The following is a 26,544-nucleotide window of genomic DNA, read 5'->3' on the forward strand; positions in this document are numbered from 1 at the left end:
GGTTCCAAGTTGCCGGCAAGATAACGGCTGAAGCCTAACGCCCGCTGAAGGGGGCGAGTTGCGGGGTCATAACACTGTTGTATCAGCGCAACATTTTAAGAGAATCGTGGAAATATTTCGTTACAGCTTTGTGAAAACCAAGGTGTTTACGCAGCTCTCGTAAAAAATATTTAGACGAATTTGCCAACATTTCGACAGAAATATTGCTTTTTCGACGAAGATGGACGAAGTTTCTTAAATTTCTTTGAAATCAAACGAAAAATCCGCTGTTATCGCGGTGGTGGCCAGCTTCAGGACGGAGTTACAGAGGCGCTTGACTTTTTTCTATCTTGCTAAAACCGTTACTTCTCTGTTTTCGATATTTGCTGAGAAAAACAGATAGAACTACTGATATCCGTAGAACTCCTTGAGCATCTGTTCGGTGCCATGGAATTCCGCCGCATCCGCGGCCACGAACTTGCTGATACCGAGCTGATTCAGCACATCGTACAAAGCCGGATCTTCGTGCAGTTTGAGCAAAGCATCCTTGACCTTCTGCCGCACATCGGCGGGCACGCTGGCGGCAGCCATCACCGTCGCTCCAGGGAATTCGCGCGAGGTTTTCATTACGGTTAGATTGGGGTACTGCACCTTCAGCCAGTTCGGCACGATCGCGGCATCCGCTTCCTCACCAAATACCGATTCGATCGCATCCTTCCACGAAGCCGCGGAAGACTGGATTTCCGGCTGTCGCAGTGGATCGGGGTAGAAGCTGAGCAAAACCGCGTAACCAAGGCTCGGCGCGGCCATCGTCGCGACTCGATGTCCGACCAGCGCACTCAGGCCTTTCGCCGCGACATCCGGGTTGGCAACCAAGCTATAACCGGAGTTTTCCGGGGCTTTAACCAGCGGAACGTACTGCGAATGGCTGATGCGATAGTCGGCCAGATGGGCCTCATCGTAAGCGAAGTCGCTGCTGCTGCCGGCGCGGATGTCGCGCCAGTAAAAGTGATAGTTCTTCGAGGTGACGAGCGTGAATTGCTCGCCGGTGGCCTTGCTCAAATAGCTTAGCAGCGGCTTGTAGATCGCCTGGGTCTGCTCCGCCGGATAAGCCGGCTCGACCGCAAAAGTATATTGGGCGGCGAGTGTCTCCGCCGGGCTGGCCGTCATTGCTGCCAGGAATATTGCCGAACGTATCCATGTCGCGCCTGCGCGCCCTAAACCTTTGCCAACTATTGACATAGCGCCATCTCCCCCGATCAAGCAAGCTGCTGGCCTGTCCATGGCTGAGCTCGCAATATGCCGATGTGTTTCCGTGCGTATCGGACATAGCTCTCTGATTCTTGAATCGGCTTGGATGCGGAGGTCCACATCATTTCGCCGATCCGCAAAGTCGTGTTTCTAGGTGTTGCGCAAGGGTACTCCAATCGCCAAAGAAATAGCGCCTGCGCCAGCCACACGTAGTGCCTGATCGGCTAGTTCCTGCCGCAATACCGCCAGCGCGAGTATCTGTGTGTCCGACACACATGCGCTTTGCAGTATCACGCCAGCGGGCTGGGAATCGTCAGTGACTGCATAAATCGCGGTGCCCGCCGCAGGTGATTCTTGCGCTGCGAGCTCGACCATATGCAGTTGGCGTTTATTGCCACCCTTGAAATGCACGCGCGCCACGACCTCCTGGCCCGGATAACAGCCCTTGTTGAAGCTGATCGTATCGAGACGCTCGAGTCCGAGCGCCTGTGGCAGAAATTCATCAAGCGTGGCGGTTTCCAGTTGCGGCAGTCCGGCGCAGATATCTGCCAGCAACCATGCATCGGCATCGTGAGTTAGATCATCGCTGCCGACGGCTAACTGTTCTGGTGGCGCGGCGGTCAAGGACAGCAGACGCGGTTCACTGCCGGGTTGGGCGATTGCGAACCAGCCATCGCCTTGCAGCAGTTTTTTCGCGCCCGAAGCATCACCGAAGAGATCGGTGGAGCTGTGATCAGCCACTGCGTGCGCGCCGCTCATGCCTTGCGCATGCCAATCCGGCATCGTGCGGATGCTGACCTTGCTGCGAAATTTGTAGCGCGCCAGATCCACGGCGATCTCATTGGCCCGGCCGCCGCGCAAAATCAGCAGCAGCGTGTTCTCCTGCGGGCGCAACAGCGCAAAAAAAGCGTGTACACGGCCTTGCGGATTCAGCCACGCATTGTATTGCCAATCGCCGATCGGAAGTTCGAGCACATCGTTGCAGAACTGGGCATTGGCGAACGCAACAGCATCGTCGCCGTGGATCTCGATCAATTGCGGGGAAGGGAGTGCGTAAATCATGCGAGCTCGATCAGCAACCGCGAAATGCGCGGCAGACCTGCAATGTAGAGGTGCGCATCGGCATGAGCAAGCACCAGCGCGATATCGAGCGCAACAAATCAGCGCAACAAAAAGGCTATCCCGCGCGGACAGGGAAGATTTGACCTTTGTGCATCGCGGCATTACGCTTCGCCTGCTAAACACGCCCATGCCCGAACAGTTACCAATCCCGATTCCTGCAGTGCCCGACCAGACCGCCGATTCCGTGTCTGCCGTCCCGCCTGCGCCATCGCCAGCGCCAGCGAAAGAAATCGGTGGCCGCGACGGCCTCGATCCGACGCGTTATGGCGATTGGGAAAAGAATGGCCGCTGCATCGACTTTTGAGTGTGTGTTCACGTCGATTTGTGATTCAGCAATAGATGCTGCGCAGGTTGACAATAACGAGCGAGACTTTCCGCAAGATTCTCGAATAGGCGACTAGCATGCATCAGTCATCCCGACCGCTTTCTCCGCATCTGCAGGTTTATCGTCCGCAGCTCACTACGGTGTTATCCATCGTCCATCGCGGCACCGGAATTTTTCTGAGCCTGGGTTCCATCCTGCTGGTGTTGTGGCTGCTTGCGCTGGCGCAATCGAGCGTAGCATTCGCCACTGTTCAATCGTTCGATAGCGCGTGGTACGGACAACTCTTGTTGCTGGGATGGACATTTTCGCTGGTCTATCACTTGCTCAACGGATTACGTCATCTCGGTTGGGATGCGGGTTGGGGGCTGGATATTCCGCGCGCCTATGCCACGGGCTGGACCGTGGTTTTTCTTTCGTTCGTCTTGACCGGCGCAATCTGGGCTTTCGTAATGCTGAGCAAAGGAGGTGTCGCATGAGCTCGCAACTGCGTGATCCGCTCGCCGAAGTGCGCGGTCTGGGTTCGGCCAAAGACGGCGTCAAGCATTGGTGGATGCAACGCCTCACCGCGATCGCACTGCTGCCGTTGGCGATCTGGATTCTGGTTTCGCTGTTGTGCCTGCTGCACGCCGATTACGCCACCGCGCGGCATTTTGTCGCGGAGCCATTGCATGCGGTGTTGATCGTCGCGTTTATCATTGCGATGTTCTGGCACGCCCAGCTCGGCCTGCAAGTGGTGATCGAGGATTATGTGCACACGCGCTGGCTCGAACTTTCTTCGACGCTCGCAGTGAAATTTCTATGCCTGCTTGGTGCGCTCGCAAGTACGCTGGCCGTCGTTCGCATATCTTTGGGAAACTGATCGATGGAAGCCTATAAAATCCAGCAACACAAGTTCGATGTGATCGTGGTCGGGGCCGGTGGCGCGGGTTTGCGCGCGACGATGGGCATGGCTGCGAAAGGTCTGAGCACGGCCTGCATCAGCAAGGTTTTCCCGACGCGCTCGCATACCGTCGCGGCGCAGGGCGGCATGTCCGCCGCGCTCGGCAACATGGGCGAAGACGACTGGCGTTTCCATTTCTACGACACCATCAAGGGATCGGACTGGCTCGGCGATCAGGACGCGATCGAATACATGTGCCGCGAAGCGATTCCATCAGTGATCGAACTCGAACATTACGGCGTACCGTTTTCGCGTACCGAAGACGGCAAGATTTATCAGCGTCCGTTCGGCGGCATGACCACGCATTACGGCAAGGGCACGGCGCAACGCACCTGCGCGGCGGCGGATCGTACTGGCCACGCCATCCTGCACACGCTGTATCAGCAATCGCTCGCCAACGACGCAAAGTTCTTCATCGAATATTTTGCACTCGACCTGATTTTCGATAACGAAGGCGTATGTCGCGGCGTACTCGCGATGGACATGGCCGAAGGCACCATGCATCTGTTCCGCGGCCACGCCGTGGTGCTCGCGACCGGCGGTTATGGCCGCGCCTATTTCTCGGCAACTTCCGCACACACCTGCACCGGCGATGGCGGTGGCATGGTGTTGCGCGCCGGCCTGCCGTTGCAGGACATGGAGTTCGTGCAATTCCATCCGACCGGCATCTACGGCGCCGGTTGCCTGATCACCGAAGGCGTGCGTGGCGAGGGCGGTTATCTGACCAACTCGAAGGGCGAGCGTTTTATGGAACGTTACGCGCCGAATGCGAAAGATCTCGCATCGCGCGACGTCGTCAGCCGCGCGATGACCGTGGAAATTCGCGAGGGCCGTGGCGTCGGCGAGCATCAGGATCATATCCATCTGAACCTCATGCATCTCGGCCCCGAAGTCATCCACGAAAAACTGCCTGGCATTGCCGAGAGCGCGCGCATTTTTGCCGGCGTCGATGTCACCAAACAGCCGATTCCGGTATTGCCGACCGTGCACTACAACATGGGCGGTATTCCGACCAATTATCACGGCGAAGTCGTGCGCAAGGTCGGCGACAATCCGGACTCGGTCGTACCGGGATTGTTCTCGATCGGCGAAGCCGCGTGTGTTTCCGTGCACGGCGCGAACCGTCTCGGTTCGAACTCGCTGCTCGATCTGATCGTGTTCGGTCGCGCAGCAGCAATCCGCGCTGCCGAACTGATCAAGCCCGGCAGCATGCACAAGGAATTGCCGGCCAGCATCTGCGATGCCGCGCTCGGCAATTTCGACAAGTTGCGCAATGCCCGCGGCAGCATGCCGACGGCGGATATCCGCCTCAACATGCAACGCATCATGCAGCAGGATGCCGCAGTATTCCGCACTGGCGAAACGCTCAAGGAAGGTTGCAAGAAAATCAGCGCGGCCTACGATTCATTTGCCGATGTCGGCGTGAGCGATCGTTCGTTGGTATGGAATTCCGATTTGATCGAAACGCTGGAGTTGCAGAACCTGCTCGGCCAAGCCGTGGCGACCATGTACTCGGCCGAGAATCGTCCGGAAAGTCGCGGCGCGCATGCGCGCGAGGATTTTCAGGATCGCAACGATGTCGACTGGCAGAAACACACGCTCGTGAACATCGATGCGCAAGGCAAGGCGACTTTCGATTACCGCCCGGTGCACATGTATACCCAGACCAGCGACGTCGAGGTTGTGCCGCCTAAAGCGCGCACGTATTGATGGTCGTCGAATAAGTGTTAAGGCTCTATGTTTTTGCTCGTCGTTCCAGCCTTCGCTGGGATGACGGCTCATTAGCTAAGGATCGTTATGGCAGAGTTGTCGCTTCCGAAAAATTCCAAGGTGCAGAAGGGCAAGCATTTCGCGGCCAAGGCTGGCGCGAAAAAAGTGCGTAACTTCAAGGTGTATCGCTGGAATCCCGATGCCGGCCAGAATCCGAGCACGGATACCTACGAAGTCGATCTAGCGGCATGCGGGCCGATGGTGCTCGATGCGCTGATCAAGATCAAAAACGAGATCGATCCGTCTTTGACTTTCCGCCGCTCGTGCCGCGAAGGCATTTGCGGATCGTGCGCGATGAACATCGATGGCACCAACACACTGGCCTGCACCAAGGCGATCGAGGACTGCAAGGGCGAGGTGAAAATCTACCCGCTGCCGCACATGCCCGTAATCAAGGATCTGGTGCCCGACCTCAGCCATTTTTACGCGCAATACGCGTCAATCAAACCGTGGATTCGCACGCAAAGCACGCCGATGCCGGACACCGAGCGGCTGCAATCAAAAGAGGATCGCGCCAAACTCGATGGTCTGTACGAATGCATCCTGTGCGCGTGTTGCTCGACCTCGTGCCCGAGTTATTGGTGGAACGGTGATCGCTATCTCGGTCCGGCCGTGCTGCTGCAAGCTTATCGCTGGATCATCGATTCGCGTGATGAAGACACCGGCGCGCGCCTCGACGATCTCGAAGATCCGTTCCGTCTGTATCGTTGCCACACGATCATGAATTGCGCCAAGACCTGCCCGAAAGGTTTGAACCCCGCCAAGGCGATCGCCGAAATCAAGAAACTCATGATCCAGCGTCGCGGCGCATAACTCCAACAAGGAACGCCGCCGTGAATACGCCGATCGATCCTTCGCATTCCGGCGATTTGCAGGCGCAACCCATGTCGCCGCCGCCGACTTTGGCGGTGAGTAGCGATCGACAATTCTGGCGGCTCAGCTGGATGTCGGCACTTGCCGGTGCGCTCTACGGCTTGCTCATGCGCGGTGTATTTGGCCTGCTGCACAACACCTCGGTGAGTGCCGCAAGCGGGCCGATGCTGGTCTCGTTCCTTTTTCTCGTGCCGTTCGTCATCGGCGCGCTCACGGTTTATCTGCAACCGCAAGAAAAACGCAGCGTGGCCAATGCCATCCTCAGGCCGTGGCTGCCGATGTTTCTGTTCCTCGTCGGCTCGGCTTTGCTGTTGATCGAAGGCAGCATCTGCATCTTCATGGCCGCGCCGATTTTCTTCGCCATGAGTTCGATCGGCGGCGTGTTGTCGTGGGCGATATTGAAGACCGCAAAACCGTCGAACGGTGTGGTCGGTTCGTTCTTGTTATTGCCACTGCTCGGCGGCGTGTGGGAACGCAGTGTGCCGATTCCCGATGCCATTCTGGTCAGCGAGCGCAGCCTCCATGTGCAAGCCGCTGCAGCTCAAATCTGGCAGCTGATCAACAATGCGACTGCGATCCAGCCCGACGAAATGCGCGCCGGCTGGGCCTACCGGATCGGTGTGCCATATCCGCAGGAAGCACTTACCGTTACCAACGATGGCGCCCGCGTGCGCAAGCTGCGCTGGGACAAGAACGTGCATTTCGACGAACCGATTCTCGACTGGCAGGAGAATCGCTACATCCGCTGGCAATACGATTTCGCCAACGACTCCATTCCCGCCGCTGCGCTCGACGAGCATGTCACTCTCGGCGGAAAATATTTCGATCTGCTGGATACTTCCTACCTGCTCACGCCGGATAGCGATGGCACGTTGATGCAGATCCGGGTCAGTTATCGCGTGAGCACTAATTTCAATTTTTACGCGGCGTGGTGGGCAGGTTTGCTGGTCGATAATTCGGCCGATACGATCCTGACTTTCTACAAACGTCGCGCCGAGGCCGCGCCGATCTTGCCCGGCAATGCGATCACATTGGCAAGATGAGCGACGCTACGATCAATTGTCTACGCTGGCGCTGTCGTCGTGGCACGCGCGAGCTCGACCGGCTGCTGACCTGGTACCTCGACACGCGTTATGTCGCTAGCGATGCGGCTGCGCAAAACGCGTTCGCCGATTTGCTCGATGCGCAGGACCCCGATGTCTGGGACTGGATCATGGGCCGCAGTCGCAGCGCGCAAACCGCCGTGCAGAACATCGTTGACGACATCCGCACCCACCATCGCGTTTGATTATCGGCCGTCGCGTTGGCTGCTTGCAGCGTTGCTGGGCGTAGCTGCGCTGGCAATGCTCGGGCTGACTTTTTGCAACGCGCCGCTGTGGCTCAAGTTATCGCTGGCGATTGTCGCGCTGATCTATCTCGGCCATTCGCTGCGGCGATTGCTGCAAACGAAATGGACCAGTCTGGTCTGGCACGCGCAAGGTTATTGGCGCCTGCATGCCGGCAGCGACGATCCGCATATCGCCGAGCTGATCGGTAGTACGCGTGTCGGCTGGTTGCTTGTGCTGCGTTTTCGTCTGCATGGTCGCCAGCGTTTTGATGCGATGTTGTTGCCGGATAATCTGGATGCCGATACGCGGCGGAGATTATGCGTGCGTCTCACCCGCGCGTTGCCCGATACTGCCACGGGTGATCAATCATCCTGATATTTGCAATGAGCAATATGTGCGCGAGTAGTTCACGCCGCGCGCCTTTCGCTTGAACTCTGCGAAAAGCTGAGGCACTCTCGCCGCCACTGCGTGTCCCAGCTCTGCACCGATGCCCGCCACGCTTGCCAAATGGATTGCCTGATCGAATGTTTCGCCCCCTAGAACTCTTCATCGGCCTGCGCTACACCCGCGCCAAACGCCGCAATCATTTCATCTCGTTCATCTCATTGGCCTCGATCCTCGGCATTGCCGTGGGCGTACTCGTGCTGATCACCGTGTTGTCGGTAATGAACGGCTTCACCAAGGAGCTGCGCGACAGCATCCTCGGCATGGTCTCGCACGCGACGATTTCCAGCCTCGACAACGGTGGCGTCGCCAACTGGCAGAACACCGTGAGCACCGCCGAAGCCGCGCCGCATGTGCTTGGCGCCGCGCCTTACGTCGAGCGCGAAGCGATGCTGCAACATGGCGATAGAGTCAGCGGCGTGGTGATTCGCGGCGTGATGCCCGAGCAGGAAAGCAAGGTTTCCGAGATCGGCAAAAAAATGGTTGCCGGCAAGATCGATGATCTCAAAGCCGGTGGCTGGGGCATTGTGCTCGGGCGTGAGCTGGCGATGTCGCTCAGCGTCGAGGTCGGCGATTCGGTCATCGTGGTCGCGCCGGAATTCCGCGCCACACCGCTCGGTGCGATACCGCGCACACGGCGTTTTAATGTCGTCGGAATTTTCGAGGCGGGTTTCCAGGAATACGATTCCGGCCTCGCCGTGATGCAAATGGACGATGCCGAACGCCTCTACCAGCTAGACGGTCCGACCGGCGTGCGGCTGAAACTCGACGACATGTTCGTCGCCTGGGATGTCGCGCAGGATCTCACCGACAAGCTCGGTCATCTCTATCGCGTGCAGGACTGGCGCCAGGGCCACGCCAATTTTTTCCGCGCGATCGCGATGGAAAAAATGGTCATGTCGATCATTCTTTCGCTGATCATGGCGGTGGCCGTGTTCAATCTGGTGTCCGCGCTGGTGATGCTGGTCAACGACAAACAGGCCGATATCGCGATCCTGCGCACACTCGGCATTTCGCCCGCCAGCATCATGGGTGTATTCATGGTGCAGGGCATGCTGGTCGGCGTGTTCGGAATATTGCTCGGCGTGCTCGGCGGTGTCGCGCTGTCGCTGAATCTGGCGGCGCTGGCGAAGTGGGTCGAGAATCTGTTCGGCGTCGAGTTCCTCTCGGCGGATATTTATTACATCAGCGAAGTGCCATCCGATTTGCACTGGAACGATGTCGGCTGGATCGCACTGGTCGCACTGGTATTTTGTCTGCTCGCGACTCTGTATCCGGCGTGGCGCGCAGCGCGTACGCACCCGGCGGAGGCGCTGCGTTATGAGTAATCAAGCGATGAATAATGGCGAGATCGTGCTGCGCGCCGCGCATGTCACAAAAACCTATCAGGAAGGCAAACTGCGCACGGAAGTGTTGCGTGATGCGAGCTTCGAGCTGCGCCGCGGCGAAACCATGGCCATCGTCGGCGCGTCCGGCACTGGCAAAAGTACCTTGCTGCATATTCTCGGTGGCCTCGATACCTTGAGCTCTGGCGAAGTCGAAGTGGCCGGGCGTGCGCTGTCGAAATTGTCGGATCGCGAACGCGGCCGCGAGCGCAATCGTTCGCTCGGTTTCATTTATCAGTTCCATCATTTGCTGCCCGAATTCACGGCGCTGGAAAACGTCTGCATGCCGCTGCTGATCGGTGGTGTGGCTATTGCCGAAGCGCGCAAACGCGCGAGTGCGTTGCTCGATCGTGTCGGCTTGAGTGCGCGGCTCGAACATAAACCCGGCGAACTTTCCGGCGGCGAACGTCAGCGTTGTGCGGTCGCGCGTGCGCTGGTGACACGACCGGCGTGTGTGCTCGGCGATGAACTCACCGGCAATCTCGACGAAGATAACGCCGCCCAGGTGTATGCGTTGATGCTGGAATTGAATCGCGAAATCGGCACGAGTTTTGTCCTGGTCACGCACGATCACGTACTCGCACGCCGCATGGATCGCGTGCTCGAATTGCGCGCCGGCGAACTGCACGAAATCGCGAAGAAGGCCTGATCTTTCGAGTTTGCGTCGATCTCGCAAATCGGTCGGCGCGCATTATCGGTAACATGGGAATACGTGCCGTCTCGGCACCAGCCACGGAGTCGGGCATGTTGATCGTTGCGACAAAACTGCTTCGATGAAAGCGCCAACTCTGACGCTGTTGTCGGGTAGTGTCGCGCTGCTGGCCGGTGTGGTTGTCGTGCAATTGTTGCCACAATTGCCGCCGCTCTGGCTCGAAATTGCCGGCCTGCTTTTTTCATTATTGCTGCTGTGGCATTTGCCACGCTTGCGTCTGCTCGCGATTTTTTTATGCGGCGCAGCGTGGGCGTGTCTGCGCGCCGACATCGCACTTTCGCAGCGCCTGCCGCTCGCGCTCGAAGGCGAGGATATCCAGGTCAGCGGCACGATCATCGGCTTGCCACAAGCGCAGGAAGGATCGACGCGATTTGAACTGTATGTCGACACTGCGCTGCACGAAAAAGCCAGCGTGCCGTTTGCCGGTCATGTGCGTCTGAACTGGTATGCCAGCAAGGATGGATCGGCGCCCGACATCACGCCGTGCTCGCGCTGGCAGCTCGTGTTGCGTTTGAAACGACCGCGCGGCCTGATCAATCCGGGCGGCTTCGATTTCGAGCGCCACGCCTTGACCCAGGGCATCGTCGCCACCGGTTACGTACACGACGATGCGTCCAACCAGATGCTCGATTCCGGCAGCGGATTCTGCGTCGATCGCTTGCGCCAGAAAATCCTGCAAGGCATCGATAGCGTGCTCGGCGATACGCCCGAAAGCCATGTCTTGCGCGCGATGGCGTTCGGCGATCAAGCTGCGATGGACGAACACGAATGGGCGGTCGTGCGCGCCACCGGCATCCCGCATCTGATCGCGATTTCGGGTTTGCATATCGCGCTGTTCTCGGGCTTCGGTGTGTTGCTCGCGCGTCTGTTGTGGCGCTTGTTTCCGCGGCTGACCCTGCGCTGGCCGGCGCCGATGCTCGAAGCGCCATTGAGCCTGTTCTTTGCGCTTGCGTACGCTATGTTGGCGGGATTCGGTTTGCCGACACGGCGCTCATTGGTGATGATCGCGGCGATCCTCGTCGCGTCATTTGTCTGGCGCGCACGATCGTCGTTTCATGGTCTCGCGCTGGCCGTACTGGTGCTGCTGATCTGCGATCCGCTATGTGTATTGAGCGCTGGATTCTGGTTATCGTTTGTCGGCGTAGCGTGGCTGATTTTGTGCCTCGGTGGTCGTGGCACACGGCGGCATGGCTGGCGCGAAATGCTCAACGCACAAGGCATTGCGAGCATCGGGTTACTGCCGTTGACGATCTGGTTTTTCGGTCAGAGTTCGCTGGTCGGTCCGCTCGCGAATGTGCTCGCGGTGCCGATGGTGTGTTTTATCTTGCTGCCATTTGCAGTGCTCGGTGGGCTGATGTTTTTGATCGCGCCGGCGCTCGGTGCACCGCTGCTGCAAGTCGCAGGCTGGGTCATGCATGGATTGTGGTGGGCGCTGGAGAAAATGGCGGCATGGCCGGCGGCGCAACATTATTTTCCCGAACCGAATCTGCTCGCGCTGGTACTCGCGCTGCTCGGTGCGTTGTGGCTGTTGTTGCCGCGCGGTTTACCAGCGCGCGGACTGGGTCTGGCCTTGTTCCTGCCGTTATTGTGGCCGCTGCATACGCCGTTGGCCGATGGCGAAGTCGACATCACTGTGCTCGATGTCGGCCAAGGTTTGTCGGTGCTCGTGCAGACGCGTGATCACGCCATGGTGTACGACACTGGCGCACGTTTTCCGAGCGCCTTTGATCTCGGCGAAGTCGCGGTGGTGCCGGCGATGCGCGCGCTGGCGATAACTCATCTCGATCGGCTGGTGATCTCGCACGGTGACAACGATCACGCTGGCGGCACCGCGGCGGTGGTCGCCGCGTACATACCGGATATCAGCGAAGGCAGCGAGCCGCAACGCACGCACGTGCCGTTGCAGCATTGTGTTGCTGGGGAAATCTGGGCGTGGAACGATGTGCAATTTTCGGTCGTGCACCCGCGCGCAGATTCGCCCGATCTGGATAACGACAGCAGTTGTGTTGTGCTGGTGCGCAGTGCGAATGCCGAGTTGATTCTCAGTGGTGACATCAGCAGCAAGGCCGAAGCGCAAGTCGCGATCGAGATCGGTGCCACGGCGGCGCATACCGTGCTGATCGTTCCGCATCACGGTAGCAAGTCGTCGTCGAGTCTCGCTTTCTTGCAGGCGCTGCATCCGCAACTGGCGATCGCCTCGGCGGGATACCGCAGCCGTTTCGGCCATCCGCATCCTAGTGTGGTGGCACGTTATGCCGAGCAGAACATCGCGTTTTTGAACACCGCCAGCAGCGGCTTCATACAAGTGCATTTCAGCGCAGAAAGCGGCGTCGAAGTGATGGAGCAGGGTCGTCTCGCACGGCATCCGTATTGGCGCGAATAACCGCGGTCAACAAACTGCAGCACAACGCGCAGGCAATTTGTCGCGTGGCTGTTATCATTCGACTTGGGCTGCGCGTTCGCGCGGACAACTCAGTTCAATAACATCAAGAGGTTGCTTCCAGTGCTAGAGATTTTGATGGCGGGCGGTTGGGCCATGTTGCCCATACTCATAGCTTCCGCGGTGGCGCTTGCCATCATCCTCGAACGTTACTGGAGCCTGCGCCACGATGCGGTGCTGCCGCCGAAACTCGGCGCCGATGTGCGCCAGTGGGCGCGCTCGGCACAGCTCGATCCGGCGCATATCGAAGTATTGCGCGCGAATTCGCCGCTCGGTGAGTTGCTCGCCGCCGCACTGGTGGTACGCGACAAACCGCGCGCGATCGTCAAGGAGCGCATGGAAGATACCGGGCGTTTTGTCGTGCATCAGATGGAGCGGTATCTGAATACGCTCGGTACGATCGCGCTGATCGCGCCATTGCTCGGATTGCTCGGCACGGTGATCGGCTTGATCGACATGTTCCTCGTGGTATCCAACGGCAACATGGGCGATCCGGGCAAGATGGCCGGCGGTATCGGCCAGGCACTGATCTGCACCGCGACCGGTTTGTGCGTGGCGATTCCGGCCTATGTTTTTCATCGCCTGCTGCGCGGTCGCGTTACCGGGCTCGTGCTGGAGATGGAACAGCAAGCGAGCTCGCTGCTGGATGAATTGATGCACGTCGAGAAATCGCCGGTGCTCGCCAAACCCGCCGTTCGTTGAGGCCGGCACGATGAAACTCGGCGGTTCGCGACGCGAGGACGAATTCGAAATCAATGTGATTTCGCTGATCGATGTCCTGTTGACCCTGTTGATGTTTTTTGTCTTGACCACCACCTTTGTCCAGCACCGACAGATGAAGGTGACCTTGCCGCAGGCCAGCGAATCGAAAGACGAAGCGCCGAAAAATCCATTGATCCTCATGATCGACCGCGAAGGGCATTTTTTCGTCAACGACAACGAAGTGCTGCGCCCCGGCATCGACGCGCTGAAGCAGGCCTTGACCGAAACCGGCGCCGACCATGATCGCGCAGTGCAGTTGCGCGCCGATGGTTTGACGCCACATCAAGCGGTGGTGACGGCGATGGATGCACTCGGCCAGCTCGGTTTTTTGCATCTGTCGATCGCGACCACGCCCAGCACCGAAGCCAAACCGAAATAAGCCGCACGAGAAACCTGTCGCAGTGAGTCCAGCCAAGTGACCGATCCGTCTTCCGCGCATGTTCACGCCAGTGGCATAGCCACCTATCGGCGCCTGCTCGGTTATGCGGCGTTCTACAAAGGCATAGCCTGTGCCGGCATCCTCGGCATGGTGTTCGATGCGGCGGTGCAGGCGACGTTCGCCTATTCGATCAAGCCGATGCTCGATGACTTGTTCATGCATCCGAATCCGGCCATCATTTTCTGGATGCCGCTGATCCTGATCACACTTTTTCTGGTGCGCGGAATAGCCACCTATACGTCTGATTACAGCATGGCGCGCATCGGTCGCGGGGTGGTGCACAATCTGCGCAGCCAAGTATTCAAGCGTTATCTCGAACTACCGGTCGCCTATTTCGACCGCGAGCCGGCCGGACAGTTGATCGCGCGCCTGACCTATACCGTCGAGCAGGTCGCACAGGCGACCACCGATGCGGTGAAGGTGATGGTACTGGATACGCTCACGATCATCGGCCTGATCATCGTCATGCTGTATCAGAGCACGAGTCTGACCCTGGCATTGTTTTTCATGATGCCGTTGATCGGTGCGATCGTGTTTTTTGTCGGGCGTCGTTATCGACGCATCAGCCATCGCATCCAGACTTCGGTCGGATCGGTCACCGGTATCGTCGAGGAAGCCGTGACCGGGCAACGCGAAATCAAGATATACGGCGCGCAGGATTCGGAGCAGACGCGCTTCGCTGATGTCAACGAGCGCAATCGTGGGCTCAATCTCAAAGTAGCATCGACCAATGCGCTTTCCACCGCGCTGGTGCAGTTGGTCGCGGCGAGCGCGCTGGCGGCGATTATATTTTTTGCCACTCGCGCATCGATGGTCGGTCGCATGACGCCGGGCACATTCATGTCATTGATCACCGCGATGCTCGCGCTGTTGCCGTCGCTGAAGCGATTGACCACGGTGCAGGCATTGATGCAGCGTGGCGTGGCTGCGGGTCAGAATCTGTTCGAGATTCTCGATACGCCGGCCGAGTCGGATAGCGGCGCTGTCGTACTGACGCGCAGTCGTGGTGAGATCGAATTGCGCGACGTCGGCTTGCGTTATCCGCGCGCGCCGACGCCTTCCTTGCACAACATCGATCTGCATTGTGCGCCGGGTACGGTCACGGCGCTGGTCGGTCGCTCCGGTAGCGGAAAATCCAGTCTGGTAAGTTTGATTTCGCGATTCTACGAGCCGACCAGCGGCGAGGTTTTGCTCGATGGGCGGGCGCTTGCAGAATACGATTTGCGCGGTCTGCGCGCGCAGATTGCGCTGGTCAGCCAGAGTGTCGTGCTGTTCAACGACAGCATCGCGCGCAACATCGCCTACGGTGCGCTCAGCGGCGCGAGCGAGGCCGAAATCGTGGCCGCCGCCGAAGCCGCCAACGCGATGGAATTCATCCGCCGTCTGCCGCAAGGCATCCACAGCCCGGTCGGCGAACGTGGTGCGTTGTTGTCCGGTGGACAGCGCCAGCGCATCGCGATCGCGCGCGCGATTTTGAAGAACGCCCCGATCCTGATTCTCGATGAAGCCACCTCGGCACTCGACAGCGAATCCGAGCGGCTGATCCAGGATGCGCTGAATCGCATGATGCGCGAACGCACTACCGTGGTGATCGCGCATCGTTTGTCGACGGTCGAGCATGCTGATCAAGTCGTGGTGCTCGATGGCGGACGTATCGTCGAGCGTGGCACGCACCGGGAGCTGCTTGCTTTGAATCAGCAGTATGCCGCGCTGCATCGCATGCAGTTTCGCGATGCTGCCGGTGATGTTGCGCTCGAAAGTGCATGAGTCGCGCTGATTTCCAGGCGCGGATCGAAAGCCTCTGGTACGACCCCACGCGTTTGCCGCCGCTCTGGTTGCGCATGTTGTCTGGTGTCTACGCAATGCTAGCCGGCATGCGCCGCGGCTTGTATCGATGCGGTATTTTCAAAGTCGAATCACTGCCGATCCCGGTGATCGTGGTCGGCAACATCAGCGTCGGCGGTACCGGCAAGACGCCGCTGACGATTGCGTTGGTTGAAGCGCTGCGTGCGCGTGGCTGGAACCCCGGCGTGATCAGCCGAGGTTACGGCGCGAGCAGCGAAGGTCCGATGCTGGTCGGCGACGATGCGCTGCCCGGCACGGTTGGCGACGAGCCCTGCCTGATCCGCCAGCGCACTGGCGTGCCGATCGCGGTAGGGCGAGATCGCGTTGCCGTGGCGCGTCTGTTGCTGGCGGTCGCAAAGCCCGATGTGCTGATCGCCGATGATGGCATGCAACATTATGCACTTTTGCGCAATGTGGAAATTTGCGTGATTGATGGTCAACGCCGTTTCGGCAATGGACGCCTGCTGCCAGCCGGGCCGCTGCGCGAGCCGGTCAGTCGTCTGGCGCGTGTCGAGTTTCGTGTTTGCAATGGCGGGACTGCGCAGGGCGATGAAGTGCCGATGCATCTGCTCGGTGACCACGCGGTAGCGCTGGCGAATCCCGCGCTCGTTCAGTCGTTGCAAGCATTTTCCGGCCAGCGTGTGCATGCGGTTGCAGCGATCGGCAATCCGCCGCGTTTTTTTGCCGCGCTGCGCAGCCATGGACTCGACCTGGTTGAACATGCCTTTGCCGACCATCATCTCTATGTCGCGAGCGATCTGGCTTTTGCCGACGACTTGCCGATTTTGATGACCGAAAAAGATGCAGTGAAATGCCGCTCTTTCGCCCAGCCAAATCTCTGGTTTGTACCGGTTCGCGCTGAATTGCCAGAGGCATTTTTCGACGCCGTTGTGGCCAAGCTGACGAAGTCTGCACGCGCGGAAATTAGCGGTTGACTTTCAACGTTTTGGACACTAATGTTCGCGCAATTTCCTAGAGAGAGGTTCGTCCCCTGTGGACAGTTGCAGTAGTCATTTACCTGCAGTTCTGTTGTTGCAGCAACACGCTGCGTCACAGCGCGGATAGCCCGTTACCGGCGGCGTCCGCGGGTGTGGACGCGCCGAAGAATCTGATACCGATTTTGCCCCTGGCCTGATCGCTCCAGCTGCTTCGCTTGGCATGTTCTTGTAACAAAGGACTGACAAACTGAAGAGTCATTGGAGTTGGTCATGTTCGATCGTATTTCCCTAATTTCCATCGCGCTGCCGAATGTAGTGCGCGATCGTGCGCGCGCTGAAGCCGCTGCGCGCGGTAATCTCATGCTGCTGGAAATGGTCCAGGCCGAAGGCAGCGATGTCTTGCAGCGTCTCGGTGTCAGCGGCGATGGCTTGAACGAGGCCGAAGTCGAGTCGCGCCTCGAAGAATACGGCCCGAACGTGGTCGCGCAGGAAAAGAAAAAATCTTTCCTGAGCGAAATCGCCCATCGTTTTTTCACCAATCCGATCAACATCCTGCTGACCGTACTCGCGGTGATTTCGTATCTCGGCGACGATGCGGTCGGCGCATCGATCATGCTGGCGATGGTGTTCATGGCGGTGTTCCTGTCGTATTTTCAGGAAGCACGCACCGGTCGTGCGGTCGAAAAATTGCGCAGCATGGTCAGCAATACCGCGACTGCGCGGCGTGTTCCGGCGATCGATGAAGATGCCGAAAAAGCGGCGTCGTTGCCGCTCGCGCAGAAGATCGAAGTGCCGATCGACCAGCTTGTGCCGGGCGATGTCGTGCATCTTTCGGCAGGCGACATGATTCCCGCCGACCTGCGCCTGCTCACCGCAAAAGATCTGTTCATCAATCAGTCCGCGCTGACTGGCGAATCGATGCCGGTGGAAAAATTCGCGGGCGTCGATCACGAGGCCAAGGCGCCGCTCGAAGCGCGCAATCTCGGTTTCATGGGCAGCAACGTGATCAGCGGCAGCGCTACCGCCGTGGTGATTGCGACCGGAACAAAAACCTATTTCGGTGCGCTCGCCGGTTCGCTGATCGGCCAGCGCGTGCAGACCAGTTTCGACAAGGGTGTGCATCGTTTTGCGTGGCTGATGATCCGCTTCATGGCGGTGATGGTGCCGTTGGTATTCCTGATCAACGGCGTCACCAAGGGCGATTGGCTGCAGGCTTTCATGTTCGCGGTTTCGGTGGCGGTTGGACTCACGCCGGAAATGCTGCCGATGATCGTCACGATCAATCTCGCCAAAGGCGCGATGGCGATGGCGAAAAAAGACGTGATCGTGAAACGTCTCAGCGCGATCCAGAATTTCGGCGCGATCGATGTGCTTTGCACCGACAAGACCGGCACCTTGACGCAGGACAAAGTCATCCTGCAGCGGCATGTCGATATTGCCGGCAACGAAGACCAGAACGTACTCGAGTTTGCATATCTCAACAGCCATTACCAGACCGGGCTGAAGAACCTGCTCGATCTCGCCGTGCTCGAACAATTCGATGGCGAGATGCGTGCGCGCATGGAGGCCAGCTACACGTTGGTCGATGAAGTGCCGTTCGATTTTTCGCGTCGACGCATGTCGGTAATCGTCAAGGATCAACACGGTAAACATTTCCTGATCGCGAAAGGTGCTGTGGCGGAAACGCTCGGTATCTGTGTTTCGCTGCGTGACGAAGATACGAGCGAGGCGCTCATGACGCCGGAAAAATTCGACGAAGTGCGTAGCGTCGCGCGCGACATGAATGAGGATGGCTTTCGCGTGATCGCGCTCGGCATGCGCGAGATCGACGCCAAGCCGGCGTATTCGCTCGCCGATGAAACCGATCTCACGTTGATGGGTTTTCTGGCGTTTCTCGATCCGCCGAAGGACAGCGCGGCCGAGGCGATTCGGGCGCTCAACGAAAACGGCGTCGCGGTGAAAATCCTCACTGGCGATAACGCGACCGTGACCGGCAACGTCTGTCGCCAGGTTGGTTTCGAAGTCACCAATTATCTGGTCGGCCCGCAGGTCGAGGCGATGAGTGATGACGAACTCACGCTCGCCACGCGCACGACGCAGGTGTTTGCGCGCTTGAATCCGCAGCAGAAAGTGCGCGTGATCGAGGCGCTACATCGCGACGGCCACGTCGTTGGATTCATGGGCGATGGCATCAACGATGGTCCGGCGCTGCGCGCGGCCGATGTTGGCATCTCGGTCGATACCGCGGTCGATATCGCCAAGGAATCCGCCGACATCATCCTGCTCGAAAAAAGCCTGATGGTGTTGGAAGAGGGAGTGCTCGAAGGCCGCAAGGTATTCGGCAATATCCTCAAGTACATCAAGATGACCGCGAGTTCGAACTTCGGCAACATGTTCAGCGTAATCGGCGCGAGCGCATTTTTGCCATTCCTGCCGATCGCGCCGGTGCAGATTCTGCTCAACAATCTGCTCTACGATTTTTCGCAGACCTCGGTCGCTACCGACGATGTCGACAAGGAGTATCTGGCCAAGCCGCGCAAGTGGGATCTGCCGGCGATCACACGTTTCATGCTGTTCATCGGCCCGATCAGCTCGATCTTCGACTACGTTCTGTTTGCCGTGATGTGGTTTGTATTCAAGGCGAATTCGCCGGAGCACGCCTCACTGTTCCAGACCGGCTGGTTCGTCGAATCGCTGTTGTCGCAGACCCTGATCGTGCATGTGATCCGCACCGGCAAGATTCCGTTCCTCGAAAGCCGCGCGAGTCTGGCGCTGACCATCACCACGCTGACGATCTGCCTCATCGGTGCGGTGCTGCCGTATTCGCCACTCGCGGTGAAGTTCGGTTTCACACCGCTGCCGGCGCTGTACTGGCTGTTCCTCGGTCTGATTTTGGTCGCCTACATGGCACTGACGCAGTTCGTCAAAGTCCGGTTGGTACGACGTTTCGGCATGCTCTGAAAACTTACTTCGCAGTGCGGTTTGGCCGCCTGCGTATTCCAGTTCGGATGCCTGAGTTATAGTCTGCCTTTGCATAACTTTAAATAACTCATGAGTTTGGACGCCGTAGTGAGTGCCGCGACAGATTTTGCCAAGCAGTCGTTTAATGTACTGACCTATCTTGCAGTAATCACGACCATTGGTTTGCTGATCGAACGGATTTTTCCGGCCGAACGCGGCCAGTCGTGGTCGCGCCTGCGCTTCAATCTGTTGTGTGTGCCGATCGTTTTTCTGCTGGGCGGATTTGTGGCATCACGGGTTGCGCCGCTGATTTCGGCGTATACCGGGCCGAGTCACCCGGGCTGGTTGCATATTGCCTTCGATGACGGTTTCTGGGGGTCGTTGGCCGCGATTGTGTTGTACATGCTGATCTACGATTTTTTCTACTACTGGTGGCACCGCGCCCAACATGAAAGTCCGTGGTTGTGGGCACAACATCAGCTGCATCATAGTGATCGCGCGATCAATATCACCAGCTCGATGCGGCATCACTGGCTGGAATCGCCGCTGCGAGTGTTTAGCACAACCTTGCCGATGGCGTTGCTGTTCGACCTGAAAAATCCCGATGTGGTCTGGCTCGTGACGATCTTCGGATTCTGGCCATTCTTCATCCACATGAACTTGCGTTTGCCGCTCGGTCCGCTCACGCCGATCGTGGCTGGGCCGCAATATCACCGCATCCATCATTCGTTGCAACCCGAGCATCACAACACCAATTACGCCGCCTATTTGCCGTTATGGGATATTGTATTTCGGACTGCGTATTTACCGAAGCCCGATGAGTTTCCGGCCACCGGTCTGGACGAGCATGAAGATCGCAGTTTGTGGCACATGCTCTGGCAGCCGTTTATCGACTGGTCAAAACGCTTGCGCGCACTGATGTCGCCGGTTACGCCGAGCGCGGAAAAATGAGTTCGACACACGACGCAAAAGATGCGTTCGGAATCGAGCTCCTGCAAGCCATTGCGATTGGGTTGGTGGTATTGGCCCATGGCTTGATGCTGGCATTACCGACATGGCCGAACCTATTTGTCGCCTTCACCTTGTTATCGTTATTCGGTATTGAGCTGTTGCTGTTGTTGGCGGGTTTTACGATTGGTGCGGAGTTGATCGAACTACTGCAATCGCGTGGTCGTGTACGTGATTTCTGGCGACAGCGTGCGTGGCGAATGTTGCCCAACTATTATTTGTTTCTGGTGCTGGCCTGTTTGTTGTATTCGCTTTTGTTCAAAATTTTTCCTGGTGGCTGGAATTATCTGTGGCTCGGACAATCACTCCTCGCGCCAGCGGCGAATGGATTTTTTCCCGAGAGCTGGCGTATCGCCATTGAGGTGTGGTTTTTTCTTCTGGCGCCGCTACCGTTGATCCTGATCGCGCAATATTTGCGGGATCGCTCAAGCGCCATTCCGTGGTTCAGCCTGATGCTGATCCTGTCGATGCCCGCACTTCGCATGATCTATATTCTTGACATGCATCCGGCCTGGGATGGGGGGCTGCGGAAAATCACCCTGTTGCGTCCGGATGCGCTGGCTTGGGGCATGCTGTTTTGTTATTGGAAACTGCGTAACCCGGTGCCGTGGGAAAAGCACGCCGGCAAAATGGCCGCAGCGGGTTTTGCGATTTTGTTGCCGTGCGCGATGTACGCCATGGGCTTGGCGAATCGCGGCAATGTTTCGTTGAGTAGCACCAACGACGCGATATTTTCAGCGGCCCTGTTTTCTTTTTTGCCGGCAGGTCTGGCTTGTCTGCTACCGTTGCTGGACAGGTGGCTGGTCCCCTGCAGTGCAGGTTTGCGCGCTGTCGTGAGCAGTTTGAGTCGTTACAGTTATGCTTTGTATTTCGCGCATATCCCGCTGTTGTTCGTGCTGCTTTATTGCGCTCGGGACGCGATTAAAGATCAACCGTCGCTCATCCTTTTTGCGGGCTTCGGCTGGATAATTTTGAGCATGGTCGCCGCCGCACTGGTGTTCCGCTTTTTCGAAGAACCCCTACGGCGTTTTGGCACTGCACGAGTTGCTTCCAAGAATGATTCCACAGCTTGATCGGTACCTGGCTCAATGACCGCCTGCCGTAGCTGCCGCCGGCCCGGCCTTGCTGGAGAACGGCGGTTTGGCCAGCCACACGATCAAGGTCAGCGCACCGAACACGCAGCCGAGCATGAAGAACAGTTCGTTGAACGAAATCTGGTAGCTCTGTTGCGTGATCATCTGGTCGAGCACGAATCCTGCGCGTACCGTGCTGCCTTGGCCCAAGGTCGCGATTGCCGCTTGCGAGGTCGGATCGTACACGGTGATTTTTTCCGCGAGCTGGGCGTGATGGAGAATCGCGCGATGCTGCCACATGTAGGTGATCCACGATGCTGAGAAACTCGCGCCGAGCGTGCGCAGGAAGGTGGCGAGTCCGCCGCCGCTGGCGATTTCGTTGGGCTGCAAATCGGACAACAGAATCTGCAGGATCGGCATGAAGAACAGCGACACGCCAAGACCCTGAAGCAACTGCACCAAGGCAACATGTTTGAAATCGACATCGAGATTGAACCCGGCGCGCAGCAAGCAGGTCGAACCCATTATCGCAAACGCCATCATGCCGAGCGCGCGCAGGTCGAATCGCCCAGCGTATTTGCCGACGAAGGGCGTCAGTAGCACCGGCAGAATTCCGATCGGCGCGGTGGCCAATCCGGCCCACGTCGAGGTGTAGCCGAGATTGCGTTGCAACCATTGCGGTACGAGCAGGCCGATGCCGAAAAATGCGGCGTAGGCGAGTACCAGCACCAGAGTGCCGGCGGCGAAGTTGCGATGGCGGAACAGGCGCAGATCGACGATCGGATTCTTGTCGGTAAGTTCCCAGATCAGAAAAATCACCAGCGAAATCGCTGCAATGATCGCCAGTGTGACAATGAATGTGGACTGGAACCAATCTTCGTCGTTGCCCTTGTCGAGCAAAATCTGCAGCGCGCCGACGCCGATGATCAGCGTGATCAGGCCGACATAATCCATCTTCGGCCGTTCGAGAAACACCGGACGTCCGCGCATCTGGCTCGCGACCACGCTGCACGCAAAAATACCGATCGGCACGTTGATGAAAAAGATCCACGGCCAGTTGTAATTGTCGGTGATCCAGCCGCCGAGAATCGGCCCGGCAATCGGCGCGACCACGGTCACCATCGCCAGCAACGCCAACGCTTGACCGCGTTTCGCCGCGGGATAAATCGAGATCAGCAAACTCTGCGTGATCGGATACATCGGCCCGGCCACAGCGCCTTGAATGATGCGGAACAGAATTAGCATGCCCATGCTTTGCGAGATGCCGCACAGGAACGACGCCAGCGTGAATAGCAAGGTCGCCCAGATGAACAATCGCACTTCGCCGACTCTTCGCGTGAGCCAGCCGGTCAGCGGCAACGCAATCGCGTTGCTGACCGCGAACGAGGTAATTACCCACGTGCTTTGATCCGCGCTCACGCCGAGGTTGCCGGCGATCGTCGGCAACGACACGTTGGCGATCGTCGTGTCGAGCACCTGCATGAACGTGGCAAGCGACAGGCCGATAGTTGCCAGCGCGAGATTGGGTGGACGAAACGGAGGTGCGCTTGGTGCCGGGGCACTCATGGCCTGGAATCCTTGAACCGATTTTTACGTTGCGATGATGTGAGCCGCGGCCGGTATCGCTCGAATCGAGTCGACACCGGCACGACGTATCCGGATTTCTGAGCGACGAACAAAATATTGTTCATCGCTGCAAATAGGCGAAACGCGATCAGTGTTTGCTGCGTTGGCGCGAGTTGCCGCCGCTTGCGTCGCCGCCGGCCACCTGCGCCATGTTCTCGCGGATAATGCGATCGACCAGAGCGTCACCCTCGCTGAGTTGCTGTTTGTAGATGTCGGTCGAAAACACCGGCTCGGTACGCGCCTTTTGCGATAACACCTGACCGGATTGATCGTGCAGATCCACTTCGGCTGACATCGACAAACCGACGCGCAACGGATGCTGCTGCAGCTCTTTCGGATCGATCGTGATGCGCACCGGAACACGCTGCACGATCTTGATCCAGTTGCCGGTGGCGTTCTGCGCCGGCAACAGCGAGAACGCGCTGCCAGTGCCAACGCCGAGGCCGGAAATGCGACCGTTGTATTCGACATCGCTGCCGTACAGATCGGAACGCAGAGTGACCTTCTGGCCGAGTCGCATGTGTTGCAATTGGGTTTCCTTGAAGTTCGCCGCCACCCAAGCTTGGCCGAGCGGCACCACTGCCATCAGCGGCGTGCCGGCTTGCACACGTTGGCCGACCTGCGCCGAACGTTTCGCGACATAACCAGTGACGGGCGCGACCAAGGTCGTGCGCACGGTGGCGAGATACGCCTGACGCAATGCCGCACTGGCCGACAGTACCTCGGGATGCGAGGCGATCGCGGTATCGTCGACCAGCGCCTTCGAGGTTTCGAGCTGCTGTTTCGATCCGGCCATCGCGCTTTCCGCGCCGGCCAATGCCTCACGGGCATGCGCCAGTTCTTCGTTCGAGATCGCGCCGCTGCTCGCCAGATTCTTGCGGCGCTGATAGTCGGCGCGCGCCTTGTCCAGCGACACCTGTTTGGCGTTGAGATCGGCTTCGAGACTGCTGACGTTGCTGAACAAGCCGCGTACCTGACGCACTGCGCGAGCCAGATTGGCTTCGGCTTGCGACAGGGCGACACGCGCATCGCTCGGATCGAATTCGATCAAGGTCTGGCCGGCTTGTGCGAGGTCGTTGTCGTCGGCGCCGATACTGATCACGGTGCCCGCCACCAGCGGCGTGATCTGCACCACGTTGCCGTCGATGTAGGCGTCTTCGGTTTTTTCATACCAGCGACCGACCATGAAATACCACGCCGTCACCGCAATCGCGGCGATCACGCAGACGGCAGCGAGGCCGCGCAGCATCCAGCGGCGCTTGCTGGTATTTTTCGGAGTCGCAGTATTGGCAGAACCGGGATTGGAAGTTTCGTTGCTCATGGACGTGCCTCAGGAAATCGGGGGTGTAATGGTGCTGGCGGGAATAGGCGCCGGGGTTGCTTCGCTGTCGTTGAATCCGCCGCCCAGCGCTTCGATCAATTGCACGGAAATATCGATCTGCTGGCGTTGCAGATCGGCCAGACCTTGCTCGGCGACCAGCAATGCCTGACGCACGCTGAGCGCTTCTAGATAACTACCGACGCCATTCTTGTAACGCAGCATCGCCAAATCCCACGCCGCCTTGGCGCTGTCGTAAGCGCGCTGCTCGGCGGCGAGTTGCTGATCGAACGAATGCAGTTGCGTCAGGCGATTGGCAATCTCGTTGAGTGCGCTGACGAGGATCTTGTTGTATTGCGCGACGGCGAGATCGTATTCCGCATCCTTGTTGTCGAGATTTGCACGCAACCGGCCGCCATCGAAAATCGGCAACGAGATCGCCGGCGCGAGTTCGCCAAAACGGCTGCCTGCGCTGAGGAACTTGCCTATATCCATCGACGCCAATCCGGCCGCGATACTCAAGTTCAGGTTTGGATAAAATTGCGTCTGTGCGACTTTGATATCGCGGCTTGCGGCTTCCACGCGCCAGCGTGCCGCGACCACATCCGGGCGACGTCCGAGCAGCTCGGCGGGCAGGGTGCTCGGTAACGCCACGACTTCGGGTTTGAGCGCTCGCGGGCGGGCGATGCTCAGGCCGCGATCCGGACCTTGACCGAGCAAACCGGCCAGCGTTACCTGGCTCGTCGCGATGCCGAGTTCGGCTTCGGCGAAGCGCTCGTCGGCACTCGCGAGATAACTTTCGGTCTGGCGCAGCTGCAATTGGTTGTCGATACCGGCATCGACGCGCTGCCGCGTGAGATCGAGCAAGGTATTGGTGCGGTCGATCTCGGCCTGCGCGAGATCCTTGCTGACGAACGCATACCCCAATTGCGAATAAGCGCGCGCGACATTCGCTGACAAGGTCAGGCGCACGGCTTGTGCATCGACGCTCGCGGCTCGCGCCTGGCCGAGCGCGGCTTCCCACGCGGCGCGTTTGCCGCCCCACAGATCGAAGCTGTAGCTGAAACTCAGCATCGCCTGATCAACCGTCGAATAATGGCCGCCGATCGGCTCCGGAATCACCGTCTGCGGAATTCGCACGCCGGTGGTGCCGGCGCTAGCCTTGACGCTCGGCTTGCGCAACGCATCGGTGGCCTGCGCCTGCGCCACAGCCTGACGTACGCGCGCATCGGCAATGGCGAGATCAGGATTGCCTTGCAGCGCTTCGGCGATCAGTACATCAAGCGCTGGGTCGCCAAGATCCTGCCACCAGTCGCGGCGTGGCCAGCTCGCGGTCGAAACTTTCAGCGCAGCAAAGGATTTATTCGTGGCAAGGCTGTTGCTGCCGCGCGGCTGGCCGTGCGTGGCAAGGCCCTCCATGCTGGCGCAGCCGGCTACCGAAAGCGCAATGGCGAGTGAGGAAAGAGCGGATTTCAGATACATAGGGGCGTCAAATAGTAGCGGGGACTAATCGTTTTCTTGCTGTAGCGTGGCTTGAATCTGTTTCAATGTTTGTGTCAACTTTTCGCGATCTGCGGTGCTGATTCCGCGCAAGGCCATCTCCATGACGGTGGTGGCTGACTTGCTCATGCGCCACCAGACTTCGCGGCCGGCTTCGGTAATCTCGATCTGCAGCGCGCGCCGATCCTGCGCGTGCGGCAGACGGCGCAGATAACCTTTTTCGGTCAGGCGATCGAGTAGGCGTGTCATCGCGCCGGCATCGTGACTGATCGAGCGCGCCAGTTCGGTCGCGGTCATCGGCACTTCCGTCGAAAGTTTTTTCATCACCAGGTACTGCGTGAAATTGAGTTCGCTGCCTTGTTTGGCGAACTCGTGTTCGAGTCGGTTCATCAAGGCGCTGCGCACGTTGCCGATCAGTTGGCCGAAGCTTTCTTCACGCGCTGCGGCCTTGTGGTGACTGTTGTTGCTGGCGTCGTTGGCTTGCATGCTGCATATACTGTACTTG

General features: G+C 58.6%; 24 protein-coding genes. 18 read left to right on the forward strand and 6 right to left on the reverse strand.

The window, feature by feature from the left end; translation table 11 throughout:
• Positions 1-384: 384 nt before the first annotated feature.
• Positions 385-1,221, reverse strand: coding sequence for a phosphate/phosphite/phosphonate ABC transporter substrate-binding protein (locus ELE36_RS08365; protein ID WP_165371536.1), 837 nt, complete (start codon positions 1,219-1,221; stop codon positions 385-387).
• Positions 1,222-1,380: 159 nt separating this feature from the next.
• Positions 1,381-2,292 (reverse strand): CAF17-like 4Fe-4S cluster assembly/insertion protein YgfZ, encoded by a 912-nt coding sequence (ygfZ, locus tag ELE36_RS08370; protein WP_165371537.1) that lies wholly within the window; start codon positions 2,290-2,292, stop codon positions 1,381-1,383.
• 244 nt (positions 2,293-2,536) lie between these two features.
• Between ygfZ and ELE36_RS21145 the strand changes: the two genes are divergently transcribed.
• The 18 genes from ELE36_RS21145 to ELE36_RS08460 all read left to right on the forward strand — a co-directional run bounded on the left by ELE36_RS21145 (position 2,537) and on the right by ELE36_RS08460 (position 21,595).
• Positions 2,537-2,656: a DUF1674 domain-containing protein gene (locus ELE36_RS21145; RefSeq protein ID WP_242512395.1), complete on the forward strand. Its 120-nt coding sequence runs from the start codon at positions 2,537-2,539 to the stop codon at positions 2,654-2,656.
• 98 nt (positions 2,657-2,754) lie between these two features.
• Entirely contained in the window at positions 2,755-3,153 is a 399-nt protein-coding gene (gene sdhC, locus ELE36_RS08380) for a succinate dehydrogenase, cytochrome b556 subunit (RefSeq protein ID WP_129832641.1), read from the forward strand.
• Positions 3,150-3,536 carry a succinate dehydrogenase, hydrophobic membrane anchor protein gene (gene sdhD, locus ELE36_RS08385; RefSeq protein WP_129832642.1) on the forward strand — a complete coding sequence of 129 codons (387 nt, stop codon included), beginning with the start codon at positions 3,150-3,152 and terminating at the stop codon, positions 3,534-3,536. The genes sdhC and sdhD overlap by 4 nt, the downstream gene beginning before the upstream one ends.
• 3 nt (positions 3,537-3,539) lie before the next feature.
• Positions 3,540-5,327, forward strand: coding sequence for a succinate dehydrogenase flavoprotein subunit (gene sdhA, locus ELE36_RS08390; RefSeq protein WP_129832643.1), 1,788 nt, complete (start codon positions 3,540-3,542; stop codon positions 5,325-5,327).
• Positions 5,328-5,414: 87 nt separating this feature from the next.
• Positions 5,415-6,200, forward strand: coding sequence for a succinate dehydrogenase iron-sulfur subunit (locus ELE36_RS08395; protein WP_129832644.1), 786 nt, complete (start codon positions 5,415-5,417; stop codon positions 6,198-6,200).
• Between the two features lie 20 nt (positions 6,201-6,220).
• Positions 6,221-7,303 (forward strand): SRPBCC family protein, encoded by a 1,083-nt coding sequence (locus ELE36_RS08400; protein WP_207215892.1) that lies wholly within the window; start codon positions 6,221-6,223, stop codon positions 7,301-7,303.
• Positions 7,300-7,548, forward strand: a complete 249-nt coding sequence (locus ELE36_RS08405; RefSeq protein ID WP_129832645.1) for an FAD assembly factor SdhE — start codon at positions 7,300-7,302, stop codon at positions 7,546-7,548. The genes ELE36_RS08400 and ELE36_RS08405 overlap by 4 nt, the downstream gene beginning before the upstream one ends.
• Positions 7,517-7,963, forward strand: a complete 447-nt coding sequence (locus tag ELE36_RS08410; protein WP_129832646.1) for a protein YgfX — start codon at positions 7,517-7,519, stop codon at positions 7,961-7,963. Before ELE36_RS08405 ends, ELE36_RS08410 begins: the two co-directional genes overlap by 32 nt.
• A 149-nt stretch (positions 7,964-8,112) precedes the next feature.
• Positions 8,113-9,360 (forward strand): lipoprotein-releasing ABC transporter permease subunit, encoded by a 1,248-nt coding sequence (locus tag ELE36_RS08415; protein ID WP_129832647.1) that lies wholly within the window; start codon positions 8,113-8,115, stop codon positions 9,358-9,360.
• A complete protein-coding gene (gene lolD / locus ELE36_RS08420; protein ID WP_242512396.1) occupies positions 9,353-10,066 on the forward strand; it encodes a lipoprotein-releasing ABC transporter ATP-binding protein LolD in 714 nt (237 codons plus the stop codon). Before ELE36_RS08415 ends, lolD begins: the two co-directional genes overlap by 8 nt.
• 124 nt (positions 10,067-10,190) lie before the next feature.
• The gene (locus ELE36_RS08425; protein WP_129832648.1) at positions 10,191-12,512 is read left to right on the forward strand and encodes a DNA internalization-related competence protein ComEC/Rec2; all 2,322 of its coding nucleotides are present in this window, start codon (positions 10,191-10,193) and stop codon (positions 12,510-12,512) included.
• Positions 12,513-12,632: 120 nt separating this feature from the next.
• The gene (locus ELE36_RS08430) at positions 12,633-13,271 is read left to right on the forward strand and encodes a MotA/TolQ/ExbB proton channel family protein (protein ID WP_207215893.1); all 639 of its coding nucleotides are present in this window, start codon (positions 12,633-12,635) and stop codon (positions 13,269-13,271) included.
• Between the two features lie 10 nt (positions 13,272-13,281).
• Positions 13,282-13,710: an ExbD/TolR family protein gene (locus ELE36_RS08435; protein WP_129832649.1), complete on the forward strand. Its 429-nt coding sequence runs from the start codon at positions 13,282-13,284 to the stop codon at positions 13,708-13,710.
• A gap of 36 nt (positions 13,711-13,746) precedes the next feature.
• Positions 13,747-15,537, forward strand: a complete 1,791-nt coding sequence (msbA, locus tag ELE36_RS08440) for a lipid A export permease/ATP-binding protein MsbA (RefSeq protein WP_129832650.1) — start codon at positions 13,747-13,749, stop codon at positions 15,535-15,537.
• Positions 15,534-16,550: a tetraacyldisaccharide 4'-kinase gene (lpxK, locus tag ELE36_RS08445; protein WP_129832651.1), complete on the forward strand. Its 1,017-nt coding sequence runs from the start codon at positions 15,534-15,536 to the stop codon at positions 16,548-16,550. The genes msbA and lpxK overlap by 4 nt, the downstream gene beginning before the upstream one ends.
• 273 nt (positions 16,551-16,823) lie before the next feature.
• Complete coding sequence (mgtA, locus tag ELE36_RS08450) at positions 16,824-19,514, forward strand: magnesium-translocating P-type ATPase (RefSeq protein WP_165371538.1); 2,691 nt, start codon at positions 16,824-16,826, stop codon at positions 19,512-19,514.
• A 90-nt stretch (positions 19,515-19,604) separates the two neighbouring features.
• A complete protein-coding gene (locus ELE36_RS08455) occupies positions 19,605-20,465 on the forward strand; it encodes a sterol desaturase family protein (protein WP_129832652.1) in 861 nt (286 codons plus the stop codon).
• Positions 20,462-21,595, forward strand: a complete 1,134-nt coding sequence (locus tag ELE36_RS08460) for an acyltransferase family protein (protein WP_129832653.1) — start codon at positions 20,462-20,464, stop codon at positions 21,593-21,595. The genes ELE36_RS08455 and ELE36_RS08460 overlap by 4 nt, the downstream gene beginning before the upstream one ends.
• 12 nt (positions 21,596-21,607) lie before the next feature.
• On the opposite strand, the gene ELE36_RS08465 is transcribed toward ELE36_RS08460, so the two are convergent.
• The 4 genes from ELE36_RS08465 to ELE36_RS08480 all read right to left on the reverse strand — a co-directional run bounded on the left by ELE36_RS08465 (position 21,608) and on the right by ELE36_RS08480 (position 26,525).
• Positions 21,608-23,161 carry a DHA2 family efflux MFS transporter permease subunit gene (locus ELE36_RS08465; protein WP_129832654.1) on the reverse strand — a complete coding sequence of 518 codons (1,554 nt, stop codon included), beginning with the start codon at positions 23,159-23,161 and terminating at the stop codon, positions 21,608-21,610.
• A gap of 148 nt (positions 23,162-23,309) precedes the next feature.
• On the reverse strand, positions 23,310-24,542 hold the full coding sequence (locus ELE36_RS08470; protein ID WP_129832655.1) for an HlyD/EmrA/EmrK family protein: 1,233 nt from the start codon (positions 24,540-24,542) through the stop codon (positions 23,310-23,312).
• A gap of 9 nt (positions 24,543-24,551) precedes the next feature.
• Positions 24,552-26,021: an efflux transporter outer membrane subunit gene (locus tag ELE36_RS08475; protein WP_129832656.1), complete on the reverse strand. Its 1,470-nt coding sequence runs from the start codon at positions 26,019-26,021 to the stop codon at positions 24,552-24,554.
• Between the two features lie 24 nt (positions 26,022-26,045).
• Positions 26,046-26,525: a MarR family winged helix-turn-helix transcriptional regulator gene (locus ELE36_RS08480; RefSeq protein ID WP_129832657.1), complete on the reverse strand. Its 480-nt coding sequence runs from the start codon at positions 26,523-26,525 to the stop codon at positions 26,046-26,048.
• Positions 26,526-26,544 lie beyond the last annotated feature (19 nt).

This window comes from Pseudolysobacter antarcticus (assembly GCF_004168365.1).
GTDB classification, from domain to species: Bacteria; Pseudomonadota; Gammaproteobacteria; order Xanthomonadales; family Rhodanobacteraceae; genus Pseudolysobacter; species Pseudolysobacter antarcticus.